The 14,214-nt window shown below is 34.8% G+C and carries 11 protein-coding genes; 3 read left to right on the forward strand and 8 right to left on the reverse strand.

Features of this window, described 5'->3' with window-relative positions; all coding sequences use genetic code 11:
* Positions 1 to 187 precede the first annotated feature (187 nt).
* The 7 genes from ABEG63_RS12235 to ABEG63_RS12265 all read right to left on the reverse strand — a co-directional run bounded on the left by ABEG63_RS12235 (position 188) and on the right by ABEG63_RS12265 (position 9,449).
* On the reverse strand, positions 188 to 532 hold the full coding sequence (locus ABEG63_RS12235; protein ID WP_267402405.1) for a phage holin family protein: 345 nt from the start codon (positions 530 to 532) through the stop codon (positions 188 to 190).
* A 198-nt stretch (positions 533 to 730) separates the two neighbouring features.
* Complete coding sequence (locus ABEG63_RS12240; protein WP_267402404.1) at positions 731 to 1,627, reverse strand: glycerophosphodiester phosphodiesterase family protein; 897 nt, start codon at positions 1,625 to 1,627, stop codon at positions 731 to 733.
* Positions 1,628 to 1,641: 14 nt separating this feature from the next.
* A complete protein-coding gene (locus ABEG63_RS12245) occupies positions 1,642 to 3,051 on the reverse strand; it encodes a RagB/SusD family nutrient uptake outer membrane protein (RefSeq protein ID WP_346585118.1) in 1,410 nt (469 codons plus the stop codon).
* 30 nt (positions 3,052 to 3,081) lie between these two features.
* Positions 3,082 to 6,300, reverse strand: a complete 3,219-nt coding sequence (locus ABEG63_RS12250; protein WP_346585119.1) for a TonB-dependent receptor — start codon at positions 6,298 to 6,300, stop codon at positions 3,082 to 3,084.
* 83 nt (positions 6,301 to 6,383) lie between these two features.
* Complete coding sequence (locus ABEG63_RS12255; RefSeq protein WP_346585121.1) at positions 6,384 to 7,202, reverse strand: FecR family protein; 819 nt, start codon at positions 7,200 to 7,202, stop codon at positions 6,384 to 6,386.
* Between the two features lie 546 nt (positions 7,203 to 7,748).
* Positions 7,749 to 8,225 carry a sigma-70 family RNA polymerase sigma factor gene (locus ABEG63_RS12260; RefSeq protein ID WP_267402400.1) on the reverse strand — a complete coding sequence of 159 codons (477 nt, stop codon included), beginning with the start codon at positions 8,223 to 8,225 and terminating at the stop codon, positions 7,749 to 7,751.
* Positions 8,226 to 8,429: 204 nt separating this feature from the next.
* Positions 8,430 to 9,449: a LacI family DNA-binding transcriptional regulator gene (locus tag ABEG63_RS12265; protein ID WP_346585123.1), complete on the reverse strand. Its 1,020-nt coding sequence runs from the start codon at positions 9,447 to 9,449 to the stop codon at positions 8,430 to 8,432.
* A gap of 165 nt (positions 9,450 to 9,614) precedes the next feature.
* Between ABEG63_RS12265 and ABEG63_RS12270 the strand changes: the two genes are divergently transcribed.
* The 3 genes from ABEG63_RS12270 (at position 9,615) to ABEG63_RS12280 (ending at position 13,239) form a co-directional block, all read left to right on the forward strand.
* A complete protein-coding gene (locus ABEG63_RS12270) occupies positions 9,615 to 11,048 on the forward strand; it encodes a mannitol dehydrogenase family protein (protein WP_346585125.1) in 1,434 nt (477 codons plus the stop codon).
* Positions 11,049 to 11,061: 13 nt separating this feature from the next.
* Positions 11,062 to 12,411, forward strand: coding sequence for an MFS transporter (locus ABEG63_RS12275; protein ID WP_346585127.1), 1,350 nt, complete (start codon positions 11,062 to 11,064; stop codon positions 12,409 to 12,411).
* Between the two features lie 90 nt (positions 12,412 to 12,501).
* Positions 12,502 to 13,239, forward strand: coding sequence for a hypothetical protein (locus tag ABEG63_RS12280; RefSeq protein ID WP_346585129.1), 738 nt, complete (start codon positions 12,502 to 12,504; stop codon positions 13,237 to 13,239).
* A 316-nt stretch (positions 13,240 to 13,555) separates the two neighbouring features.
* Here the strand turns inward: ABEG63_RS12280 and ABEG63_RS12285 are convergent, their stop codons facing one another.
* The gene (locus ABEG63_RS12285; RefSeq protein ID WP_346585130.1) at positions 13,556 to 13,978 is read right to left on the reverse strand and encodes a PaaI family thioesterase; all 423 of its coding nucleotides are present in this window, start codon (positions 13,976 to 13,978) and stop codon (positions 13,556 to 13,558) included.
* Between the last annotated feature and the right edge of the window lie 236 nt (positions 13,979 to 14,214).

The raw sequence follows: 14,214 nt of genomic DNA on the forward strand, positions 1-14,214 counted from the left end.
AAATTCATTTTTAACAGACGACGAAATCAGGCTGATCTCATCAATTCCAATTTAATTCAAAGATTGCCAAAGTTAATTATTTAAAATAAAAACCCGATAGTGATTTCACAATTATCTTATCAAACAAAAATCCACCAATTATTAACTGATGGATTTTCTATAATTTGATATGAAGTTTTCTGTTTGATTAATCTCCGTCCGAGAACATCGAATTGGCAAGAGAAGTAATGATGGAAAGCAAAATACTGAAGATAAATGCCCACCAGAAACCATCTACTTTCATCGAATCAATGAAATAATCGGCGATAAGGATGATAATTGCGTTGATAACCAAAGCGAAAAATCCTAGTGTTATGATGGTAAGTGGCAAACCGAACAAGCTTAAAACCGGCTTTACAATTAAGTTTAAAATACCTAAAACTATTGCGAATATAACAGCCGTTGAAAATCCGTCGAAATGCACTCCCGGTAAAATTTTCGTTAAAAGAAAAGCCACAATGGCCGTAATCAAAAGTCGAAGAATCAAGTTCATAATGTTTGATTTTTTTAATGTTTATAGTACTTACCGAGCAAAAGGCATTCCAAATAACCCTAAAAATCACAACAAAGTCTTTAACCCATGAAAATAATTAGTTTACATTTAAAATTTAATTAAAAAAATCAATTTATTAAAAACGAAAGAGCCATCCGTACAGTGAATGACTCTTTCAACATATAAAGAATTCTAGCTTTATTTTACTGCGGAATATTTATTCTTTTCTTTTAAATAATGGATGAGCTCTTTTGGTCTGTCGGTTTGAATAATGTTGATATTATTTTTAAGGTACCATTCATAGGCATCCGGTTTTTCCAGCACCAAATCATCGTAATGACCGGCACTCAGCTGCGGCCAGAGAGAATTGATCCAAACTCGGGCTCCTTTATCCTGTACTTTTTTAAAATCAATCAAGTGGCTTTCGTCTTTACCCAATGTGAATTCAAAACCATACACTTTATAGTTTTTCAGGTAATTATTTATTTTATCCCACCCTTCATTTTCGCTTAATCTTACAATTGGCATAAAGTGAATTTCATTCTTTATTTTTCCATATTTTAAATTAAATTCATCATAATTTGCCACTCCTTTGAAAAGAATCTGATCAAACATATTCCTTTTCTTTAAAATCGGATACACCAAATCAAAATAATCAAACGCTTTATCGAGATTGATGAAAATTTTACCGTCTGTAAGATCTAAAACCTCATCCAAAGTCGGAACTTTCATCTGCGTGGGAGAACCTACTCCATCCCTCAAATACATTTCTTTAATTTCTGCCAATGTATAATCCGAAGGTTTACCTTTTCCGGTGGTGGTTCTGTCGATGGTATTATCGTGCATTAAGATCAGAACATTATCTTTTGTTAATGCCAAATCTATTTCCACCATATCAATTCCTTTCTCCATTGCCTTTTTAATCGCCATGATCGAGTTTTCAGGAGCTTCACGCCAATCTGCTCTGTGGGCAACTACCATCACTTTATCTTTTGGGAATTTGCTTAATGAAATCTGTGCATAGGCAGTAACAGAAACGCATAGAAGCAAAAGAAAAGAAGCAATCTGAGTCGTTTTAAAATTATTTTTCGCCATAATTCAATTTTATATTAATATCCCGGATTTTGCTTGATTGCCGGATCTGTATTAATCTGATCCTGAGGCACAGGCATTATCAAATTATGAGATTTTATCGTTGCTGTAGAATATCCCGGTGTATTCTGGAAATAATTGGTCATTACAGAAATCGCTTTTCCTGTTCTCACCAAATCAAACCATCTGTGGCCTTCACCTACTAACTCTTTTCTTCTTTCCAAGGCAATTTCATCAAGCAAAGCTGTTTGAGTGGTAAGGTTTACATTAGAAATTCCCGCTCTGGTTTTTATTTTATTTAAATATAAATTAGCATTCAAAAAATCATTTGCCTGTGCATAACATTCTGCCATCAAAAGATAAACATCTGCCAAACGAAGCACCACCACATTGCTTCCTCCATCTGCAACAGCAGCAGATGTTTTCACCAATTTTCTGGTATAAGGAACATTATTGGTGGTAATACCTAAATAAGCATCTCTTCTCTTTTTATCATCACTTCCAAAAAGAGAATAAATTTCTTTTGTAGGAAGGTTATGCCCCTTAGCTCCCGGTACAAATCCTGAAGGGCTAAACATTTGATAGGCCTGGCTTCCTTCTGTATTACCGTTTAGCCCTGAAGCAAACTGAACATCAAAAATAATTTCAGCATTATTTTTATTAGCTGGATCAAAAATTTTACTTATATCAGTAGGCTCCAATAATTGATATCCTAAACTTTCTACTTGTTTAAAATAAGGTAAAGCTTCGCTAAATTTATTTCTGGTAACCAATACTTTCCCTAAAATTCCCAAAGCAGCACCTTTTGTTACTCTACCGTTCTGATCTGCTTTTACAGGCAATAAATTAATCGCATCTTTCAGCTCAGTTTCAATGAAATTATAAACGGTTTCGGAAGACGTTCTTCCCTGTCCGAAATATTCATTCACGTCTACCGTTTCCTTTGTCGCTAAAGGCACATCTCCAAAAATCCTAACCAAATTAAAGTACATTAAAGCTCGTAAAAACTTTACTTCACCTGTTCTATAATTTTTCAGCGTTTGATCCATCGATACAGCGCCAATTCTATTCAATACAATATTTGCCTGCTGAATTCCTATATAATTGTCTTTCCAAGTACTTGAAATCAACGAATTATTAGGTTGGATGGTAAAAAAATCAAACTCACCGTAGGTAAAACTGTCATTTGCCGGAACCTCATCAAATGTATTATCAGAAGGGATTTCGCCAATTGCCAACATTGCCAACTGATATTGCCCATTGTATTGTAACGAAGCATAAACAGAATTTACCCCTTGCTCCAACTGTGCCTGATTCTGATAAAAAAGAGCCGTTTGTTTAATACTTTCAGGAGCCGTATTCAGCACATCAGAAGAACATGACTGTAATAAAACGATGGCTAATAATGGTATATATAATTTTTTCATTTATTTAAAATTTAATTAAAAACATTCAGATTAAAATTTCATATTCATTCCGAAAGAATACGTTCTGGCTACCGGATAATATCCGTTGTCATATCCTTGTGTTAAAACGCTGTCTGAGTTAGCATCTAAGTTTTGACCTTTATAAGAAGTGAAAGTCAACAAATTATTCCCCATAAAGTACAATTGAATAGATCTTACCTTTAAAGCTGATGTTAAACTTTCCGGAAGATTATAAGCCAATCTTAAAGATCTCAGTCTTACATAATCACCATTTTTAAAGAAAATACTTGATGTTCTCGCTTCTTTTCTGTTGTTTGAAAAGTTCATGTTCGGCATTGCATATGTTCCGTTCGGATTGGTAACAGGATTGTATCGGTTGTCAAAATATTCCTGATTTGCCACCCCAAAACCTTCTCCGGATTCTGTAATACTCACCTGATCTCCGTTGTAAATTTTTCGTCCTAATTCGCTATATAATGTAAAATTTAATTCAAAATTTTTATACTTAAATGAATTGGTAAAGCCCATCACATATTTTGGAATTCCAGATCCAAAGCTTTTCTTATCATTAGCATCAATCTTTCCATCTTTATTGATATCCTCCATGATATAATCTCCAACCATTGTACCTTCGATGTGAGGCGAATTATTAATTTCTGCCTGTGTTTTATACACCCCAAGAATATTATATCCGTACATTTCCGCGATAGAACCTCCTACTTTTGTCACAGAGAAATTGTTTGCACCTGTCACAATCTGAGTCTGATTATCTGCTAAAGCCAATACTTTATTTTTGTTTGCAGAAAAGCTTAAATTATTAGAATATTCAAAATCATTCCCGATATAAACTGGTCTTAATGATAACTGAAGTTCCAAACCTGTATTCCTGATCTTCCCGATATTCTGAAGAGCCGTTGTATAACCCGATTGCTGAGGAACCGGAACATCAAGAAGCAATCCGTTTCTGTTTAAAATATAATAATCGGCAGAAACATTTAAATATTTATTGAATAAAGAGAAATCGATCCCGAAGTTGGTAGATTCAGATTTTTCCCAAGACAAATTCACGTTTGCCGGCGTATTCGAACGGTATCCCGGAGCTAATATTCCACCAAAAACATAGTTCTCAGGTGTCATTAATGACATTGCACCGAAGTTTGGAATCTGGTTGTTTCCATTGGTTCCTAAACTGAATCTGAATTTAACCGGATCAATGAATTTATTTTTCGGGAAGAAGCTTTCATTACTCAGCGTCCATCCTAAAGATAGCGCGTAGAAATCTCCCCATTTTGTATTTGCTCCGAATCGCGAAGAACCGTCTCTTCTGTAAGATGCCATAAAGCTATATCTGCTGTCGTAGCTATAATTAAATCTCGAAAAGTAAGACAATAATGCCCAGGTATAATCGGTAGCATCGATTTTAAAAGAGCTTCCTCCTGAAATATTTTCAAGGCTGTTATCCGGAAAACCAGCCGCCAATGTTACGACTTGGTTAGACTGCTCTTTCTGAAAAGACTGTCCAGCAATAACGTTAAATGAATGGTTATCTAGTTTTTTATCAAAAGTTAATAAATTTTCAATCAAATAGTTTTTAGTAATATATTCCGTTCTGCTTGCTGAGGCAACATCAACATTGGCCGCCGTTCTATAACTTCCCACTGTAGAAGGTTTAAAAAAGTTATATTCATAGCTTGAATAATCACCTCCCGCAGAAACTTTATATCTGAAATCCTTTAAAAAGTTCCATTCTGCAAAAATATTTCCGAATGTCTTAAATAAAGTATATTTCCTTTTCGTCATTTCTGCAATAGCCACAGGATTTTCTACTAAAGCACCGTCATAAGGACCATTCTCTCTAATCTCTTGAGAAATCAAAAGATTTCCGTTCGCATCTCTTGGAGAAAAGAAAGGATACATGGTACTCGCCATTTGCAGCAAATTATATGTTCTTCCTCCATTTACCATGTCAAAAAGTTCACCTTTCGCGAAAGAGGGCGTCATGGAAACTCCAAACTTTAATTTATCTGTAATATTTGTGCTTAAATTGATATTTCCCGAATATTTTTCATATCCTGTTCCGATCAATAACCCTTTTTGATTCAAATAACTTCCGGTAAATGAATATTTTGTTTTTTCATTTCCCCCCAATACGTTGAATGCTGTATTACTCATCGGCGCGGGTTTCAAAACTGTGGAATACCAATCTGTATCGGTAAGTCCCGGTTGTTTATTAAGATAAGGGATCAGATAATTCGGAATCAATTCTCTCAAAGTGGCTCCTTTTGCTACTCTCGACGCATTATCATCAGAAGCGCTTCTTCCTGCCCCTTTTGAAAGATAATTGTTATCTCTGGCTTCTTTCATATAAGTCGCCATATCATATGCATTCACAAACTTTTCGTTGTCACTTCTGGTCTGAATTCCGTAATAAGAATCCAAAGTATACTCAAGCTTGCCTTTTTTTCCTTCTTTGGTCTGAATCAAAACCACACCATTCGCCCCTCTGGAACCATAAATTGCTGTTGAAGCCGCATCTTTCAACACATCAATTGAAGCAATTGAATTAGGATCGATGGAATTTAAGTTAGTGCCTTCTGTTAAAGGAAAACCATCAACAACAATCAGCGGATTAGCACCTGCTGTTAATGTTCCCACACCACGTACACGAATCGTGGGCGAAGAACCCGGCGTTGCATTTGCCTGCGTTACCTGAATTCCCGTTGCTTTACCGGCAATCATATCTCCGAAGTTTCCTGAGGCTACACTTTTCAAATCTTTTTCAGACATGGAAGCAATAGAACCGGAAATATCTTTTTTGTTCTGCTTTCCGTATCCGATTAAAACTACTTCATCAATTTTCTTTTCTCTTTCTTTTACGGTATCGTTTTTTACCGCAGCGTTCAGATTCATTGCAATTTTCTTCGGAGCCATTTTCATTGCGGTTCTTCTGGCTGTGATAATATTGTTCTGAACGTTAAATTCAATCGGATAATTTTTCTGCAGATAATCCAAAGATTTATTCAAAGATTTGTAATCTATCTTTTTATCATCCACTACAATGTCCTGAAGGTCTGAAACGGAATAAAAAACCTGTGCTTTTGTTGTTTTACTCAGTTTATCAAGCACCTTCGTTACGGGTAATCCCGCAGTGGCAGGATTCTGGAAGTACGTGTGTATTTCTTTCGCATAAGACATTTGTACTGTACACAAAATGCCAAGCATAGCAATACTAATTGCTGTTTTTTTCATAAATTTGCCAATGTTAATTTATTAAACTTTACCGGTTTCTAAATTGATCTATTAAGCATCGATACGCCAATATCGGTGCTCTTTTATTTTAAAATTATTTCTGTACTATTTTTTCTTTCTGGTTTTAAATTAAAAGGGAAACTAATCACGGAAAGTACTTCGTTAAGATTTCCGGTGAATGCTCCGCTTACTTTTTTATGACTGAATTTTTCCGGATAAGAAATCTTTATATTATATGTTTTTTCAAGTTGTTGAATGGCTTCTGCATATTCAGTATTATTAAAGGTAAAATCTTTCTGCTTTTCAGGATTATAAAAATGAACATTTTCATTTCCTTTTCCGTTAATCCAGATTTCTTTTGGAAGCAGATAGGTTATTTTATTCTGATGTTCGATTTTCACTTTACCTTCGAATAATTCTACTTTTTTCTCTTCAGATTTCTGATCAAGGAAAAATTTAGTTCCCAATACCTGAACTTTAAAATCTCCTGCTGCAATTCGGAAAGGTTTTGTTTTATCTTTTGTAATGCTAAATATTCCTTTTCCTATAAAATTTACATTTCTGTCTTTCTTTCCAAAATTTTCGCTTACTATTAATTTACTGTGCGGTTGCAGCTCAATGATGCTTCCATCCGGTAACTGAAATGATTTTAAACTTTCCTTCGATTCGTAAACATATTCTTTTCTCGATTCCGTTTTTGAATGTTTAAAGGTTTTAAAAATCATTAAAAAAGCGATAAATGGTACTAAAACAGCAGCAACCCAATATATTTTTTTTTTATTTTTTTGTTTTTTAATGGTATTCTCAATCCCATTCCAGATTTTTCGGTCTGTAATATCATCCATTCTCTGATCATCGGGAATGGAGTTCCACGCATTTTCAAATTCTTCTTTTGAATTCATCCTTTTATATTATCCCAAAATAACTTTCAGATAAGTCATTTATAGTAAATACGCAGAAATGTAAAATCGTCAACCTAAAATTTTAAAATTTAACATTTGGTTTAAATTAAAGGAGGGAAATATTAGATTATGTAAGTTTTATTTTGAGTTTAAATCTGTAAAAGTTTTTCTTCTGCGAGGGTCTAAGCGTAGTATTAGAAAGATTTGTGTTGAGGTTCTTACAGAATGATAACTTTGTGACTCAATTTATTATTGAGATTGCTTCACCTTCAGTTTGCAATGACGATTGAACTCTATTCATATTTTATGGAAAGACAAACGTTATGATTATTTTCCAAATATTAAATGAATGACCGCATCCCTAGCCCAGATTGAAGCATTTGTTTGAGCTCATTTCGATAGATTTCGGCGCGGCAGCTTCGCTGCCGCGCCGAAATCTATCGAAATAGCGAGTGCGGAAAGCTGGAAAAGCTTCTAAAAAATATAAAACAACAATTTCATGAAGTCAAAAAGTTTCAAATAAAAAATGTAATTCAGCAATAAAAATTACTGAAGATTGATTTTAAGAAAAGAAATCGCCTTGTTGATTTGCTTACCAATAGCAGTTTTGGAAACATTATTTTCCTTTGCCAATTGAGAATAGCTGGCGTTTTCTATGGTATGCTGAACAAATAATTTTTTAGTTTTTTGCGGAAGTTTATCCAAAAGGCTTTCAATCTGTGAAATTTGTTCATCTTTTACAGATTCATCCAAAATTTCATCTTCGCTGTCTTTAATGATGATTTGCTCTGAAGATACGAATTGAAGCTTATTTTTACGGTAAAAATTAGCAACTTCCTGTTGGGATGTTTTGAAAATAATGGCTTCAACAGATACTTTTTCAGCTTTTTCAAGATGTTTCCAAACGTGCACAAAGATATCCTGAACTACATCTTCCACGTCTTCATCTCTCTGAATGTATTTCTTAACAAAGAAATACACCCTATGCTTGTACTCAGAATATATTTTCTTGAATTGATCCATCACTGTGTTTTATAAAACAGCTTGGCAAAAGTATCTATAATTAATTTTTCTAAGATTAATAGGATGTTAATTTTCCCTTTGCTGTACGAAGTAAATCTAAGAAAAACATTGTGATTGGCAAATAAAAAATATATTTCTATTAATTTGATTATTAACAATATAAAATAAGCATATCAATAATTATCAAATCATTATTTTAACCATTTATTGATTTTTAGAAAAAGTTGACGCTCTGTAAACCAAGTCGGTATCCATCACAATTGTCGTGCTGGGAGTGGAAATATCTTTTATTTTATCTAAAATTAATTTTGCTGCCGCCTCGCCCATTTTTACCAAAGGTTGCTCCACACTGGTGAGTTGGGGATGAACAATGGTTGCCAGTTCGGTTCCCGAAAAACTTGCCACCGAAACTTCTTCCGGGATTTTGATACCTTTTTCGTGAAGGTAATTCATCGCTCCGATCGCCAAAGTATCTGAAAATGCAAAAATACTGTCGAATTCAACATTCTTGTCGAACAGCTTTTTAATGGCATTCTTGCCATCTTCAAACATCATTCCTTCCGTCTGAATAATTAAATCCTGATTAAAAATCTGATGCTTTTCAAGAATTCTTTTATAACCATTTGCTCTCTCAATCACATTCCGGATCGTAGAAGGTCCCATGATGTGAGCAATTTTTCTTTTCCCTGTGTTGATTAAATGTTCAACCACCAAAGAAGCTTTAATATGATCGTCTACAATCACTTTAGAAACATCCAACGATTTACTGGGAATCCTGTCGAAGAAAACAATAGGCGTTCCACGTTCGATGATATTCTTATAAATATCTTCGTTGTAGGTTTCATGACTTAAATTAATGATAATTCCTTCCACATTAAATTCTTCCAACAATTGCAGATTTTTTCTTTCAATCAAAGGATTTTCATCCGATTGAGTGATAATCACGCGATAGCCCAAAGGATATAAAACTTCCTGAATTCCCTGTAAAACTTTTGAGGAAAACGGGGTAATCATTTCCGGAACTACAAGCCCAATATTCTTGGATTGACCGTACTTTAAACTGATGGCAGCAGGATTTGGTTTATAGCCTAATTTTTCAGCAGCTTCTAATACTCTTTTTTGGGTTTCGGGATTAATGTTTTTGTCATTTAACAGCGCCCGCGATATGGTAGACGTAGATAATGACAGAAATTTTGATAGATCTTTTATGGTAACACGCTTCATCTGATGTGTTTTTTTATCAAAAATACTAAAAAAAAGTGCAATTGGGAACGTTCCCTAATCTTTGGGAACGTTCCCGTTGATAATTTGTTAATAAAAACTCTCAACGAATATGATTATTAATATAAGTTTAGCAAAAGATTAACGGATAATTAAAACTATATTCATATGACTATCAAACCTTATACATTTGACCCTAAAAATATAACGACAGGAATCGTACACATTGGGGTTGGAAATTTCCACAGAGCTCATGAGCAATATTATACCAATTTGATATTAGAGGAAAAAGATCAGCAAAATTGGGGAATTTGCGGAGTTTGCCTTTTACCGTCTGATGAAAAAATCGTTCATCATCTTCGTTCTCAAAATCTTGATTATACGTTGACAGTTTGCGGAAGAAACGGAAAAGATGAGGTTTATAAAATAGGTTCGCTTCGTGAATTAATTTGGGGAATTGAAGATCCTCAAGCTGTTGTTGATAAAATTGCAGATCCAACTATTAAAATCATTACTTTAACGATTACAGAAGGTGGCTATAATCTGGATAAAGAAACCAATGAGTTTAATTTAAATGATGAAAAAATTAAACATGATTTGGAAAATGCAACAAAGCCATCCACTGTTTTCGGATTTATAGCAGAAGGGCTTCGCCAAAGAAAAAATAAAGGAAACGGAAGTATCACTATTCTATCCTGCGATAACCTTCAGCACAACGGAAATACAACGAAAAAAGCTTTTACGACCTTCATCGAGGCTCAGGACAAAGAGCTGGCGGAATGGATGAAATCTAACGTCACTTTCCCGAACAGTATGGTAGACAGAATTACTCCTGCGACGACTCCCGAAGACGTGGAAAGATTAAACAAAAAAAGCGGAATTGATGATAAAGCTCCTGTTTACTGTGAAGACTTCGTGCAATGGGTAATTGAAGATAATTTTATTGCCGGAAGACCCAACTGGGAAAATGCAGGCGTAGAATTTACAGATGATGTGACCGCTTTTGAAAACATGAAACTTAGTCTTCTTAACGCTTCTCACATGATGCTTTCTTACCCGTCATTTTTAAAAGGATATAGAAAAGTTGATGAAGCTATGCAAGATAAAAGTATTGTGAAATTTATCCGTGATTATATGGATATTGATATTACACCGTATGTTCCGGCACCTAAAAATACAGATCTTAAACTTTATAAGCAGACACTTATTGAAAGATTTGCCAATCACAGCGTGAGCGATCAGGTAAGCAGATTGTGTTTTGATGGAATTTCAAAGCTTCCTGTTTACATCATTCCGAATCTTATCAAAATGGTAAATGATGACAAGAATCTTACCCGAGTAGCTTTCCTTTTTGCTTCTTACAGACATTATTTGAAATATAAAGTAGATGATAAAGGGCATTCTTTTGAAATTGCAGAACCTTGGTTGGGAGAAAAAGATGAAAAATTAATTTCAAGTGATAATGCATTGGATTTCTTAGATTTATCACCTTTTAAAAGCATAGATCTTACATCTTCGAATAAATTTGTAGCATTATATCAGAAATTCACAGAAGAAATAAAAAATAATGGTGCAGGAGAAACATTAGAATCAATACTATAAAAAACAAACACATATGATCGTAAATTCAGACGTAAAATCCTTGAATACAAAGGAAACCGGCAGCGTATTTCCGTTTGCTATTATTACCTTTATTTATTTCATTGTCGGATTTTTAACCACTGTTAATGAGCAGCTACAGGCTCCGTTGAAATTCACATTTCTTTCTCACGCAGGAAGTTTGAAAAACACATTTACCACCCTTATTTCTTTCTTTTTCTTTTTAGGATATCTCTTAAACGGAACTTTGGGAAGCAAATGGGTAAATGCTTTTGGATATAAAAATACCATTCTGAGAGGTCTATTCTTCATGATTTCAGGACTTTTCATGTATCTTCTATCTTCATGGTTCGGGACACATTATACAGATTTACAGTTTACTATAGGCGATGCCATTATACCTTTCGGATTTGTCATTTTCGTGGCAGGGTCTTATTTAATGGGAACCTCTGCGGCTATTATTCAGGTGGTGGTAAACCCTTATGCGGCTTCTTATCAGCTAAAAGGAACACAGCCCGTTCAGCGTCTGAATATTTTAACAGCCATTAATTCCATCGGTACCACTTCTGCTCCGTTCTTCGTAACAGTAGTGATGTTTAGCGGAATTTCCATTGAAAGTATTGAGATTAAACAGCTTTTACTTCCTCTTTCTGTCTTGATAGTTTGTATTCTGACCGTTATTTTAATTACGAAAAGACTTCATTTACCGGATATCGAAAACACAAGAGCGGTTGCCGGGGAAAAACTGGAAAGAAGTATTTGGTCATTCAGACATTTTGCATTGGGTGTTGTCGCTATTTTCTTTTATGTAGGAACCGAAGTTGCCATTGGAGCCAATATCAATCTTCATGCATTTGAATTAACGGAATCAGGTCACCCAATTACCTTCTTTGGAAAAACAGATATCATGATCGGCGGAATGGATCTTGGAATTCACGCTTTACTTTCAACATTATATTGGGGTGGCTTTTTGGTAGGCAGATCTGTTTCAAGTTTCCTGAGTCATATTTCTGCGAGAACTCAGTTGGCAACAACTACTATTTTATCAACCATTTTAGCTATTGTTGCTATGATCACTCAAAATTTATGGTTTCTGGTAGCCATTGGACTTTTACATTCATCCATGTGGAGCTGCATTTATTCACTTTCCATTAAAGGATTGAATAAATATACTTCAAAAGCTTCAGGAGTTTTCATTTCTGCAGTATTCGGAGGTGCCGTTTTTACCTTAGTTCAGGGAGGATTGGCAGATGCTTTCGGATCTTGGAGATGGACGTGGATTCTTACTGTAATCTGTGAATTATTAATGCTTTCTTACGCATTATTCGGTTCAAAGATCAGAGAAAAAGATTTAATAAACAACTAATAAACCGTTCATCATTGTGTTTGTGCATTCTACATTCTGGTATTTTTATCGGATGTAGGATGCTACAACTCAACTAAACACACAAATGTTATGATTAAGACAAAAATTTTGATAATTTCATCAATTATCATTGGGACTTCTCTTTCCTTTGCCCAACAGTTACATTCCGCTTTACAACTCAGAAACAGTCATTTATGGCGCGGACTCGAAGTTTCATCAGGATTAATTTATACCGGAGACCTTCATTTAGATGGAAAAAATTTCTATGGCGGATTCTGGACAGGTGGAAATGTTGATGGTTCTTATAAAGAATTTAACAATTACATCGGTTATAAAAATAAGCATCTTACGGTTGAACTTTGGGACATTTATAACTTTTCGCCTGCAGCCACTTATAACAACAAAGAATTCTTTAATTATAATGCCAGCGAAACGGGTCGTTTCTGGGATTTGAGATCATATTATACGATTAGTGGCAAACTGCCTTTAACATTAAGTTTCAATACCATTGTTTTCGGACGCGACCGAAATAAAGAAAACACAGAGAATAAATACTCCTCTTTCGCTTCTGCGGAATATCCTGTGTATAAAAATGAAGAGGAAAATCTGGAAGTTCGTGCCAGAGCTGGATATGGTTTTGCCTTTAATCATGCTGGAGAAGCAAGTAATTTCTTCGCTAAAAAAGATGGTATAACGGAAGTAAGCTTAATTGTTTCCAAAAGCTTTACCATCGCAGGCTATAAACTCCCGATCGGTATCTGGGGAATGTGGAATCCTGTGGGTAACAATGCCTATTTACAGTTTTCGGTACAGGCATTTTCTTTCTGAGTTGGAGTGTGAGAGGTTTTTTTTGGGTGAGAGGGTTTTAGAGTTGGAGCGTGAGAGTGTTGGAGTGTTTTTACTGCGTCGTCAATTCGAGTGAACTTCTGAAAAGAATTTTGTATCGAGAATTTTTTGTTAAAACTCTTTATAACTGAATTAAATTAAAAAAATCATCTACAAAATTTGGCATTCTGTACGAATCTAAACTAGAATATTCCTTACTTCCACTGGTATATTTATATTCTTACTTATAAAACGTAACGGGTTTTGAAAACCAGTTACGTTTCGTATTATATATCCTGTTACCAAACAAAACGGATATTTATTTAATTTTCATCATGGTAACCAGTGAGGTTGCGACATGACTTTCAGAAACTCCGTTTTCATCTACGGTATAAATTTCTGTTCGGATAACGCTTATTTTTGCTCCACCTTTTATGACATACGATTTTGAAACCAACGCATCACCAATCGCAGGTCTCAGATAATTAACCTTTAGTTCCACTGTTACGACATAGCAATCTTCCGGATAATGGCTCACCGCAGCGTATCCCGAAGAAACATCTACCAAAGAGGCAATCATGGCTCCGTTGAACATTCCTGCTTTTCGGGTCATTAAATCCATCTTCGGGATTTTCATAGAAATAAAATCAGTATCTAATTCCAGCAATTCTGCTTTGTAGAATTTCAGTGTTTCAGAGCGGTTGAAGCTATCAGTAATCAGTTGTTTCTTTTCTGGAGTCATATTTCAGTTTTATGTGATGCAAAGGTAATGGCTATGAAACAATTTGATTTCGAATTGATAACAAAAATTAGTATTATTCTGGAAAAAAATTGGTCAAATTCTTACAGAATGACAAACTTGTAGTTATTTTTCAACAGTTGAAAAAACGGAACCGCAACCATAGCCCCGATCGCAGCATTTGTCTGAGCTCATTTTTTTAGGGATTCGGTTCGGGCTGGCTTTGCCAGCCCGAACCG

The sequence above is a fragment of the Chryseobacterium sp. C39-AII1 genome, assembly GCF_039672645.1.
Classification (GTDB): domain Bacteria; phylum Bacteroidota; class Bacteroidia; order Flavobacteriales; family Weeksellaceae; genus Chryseobacterium.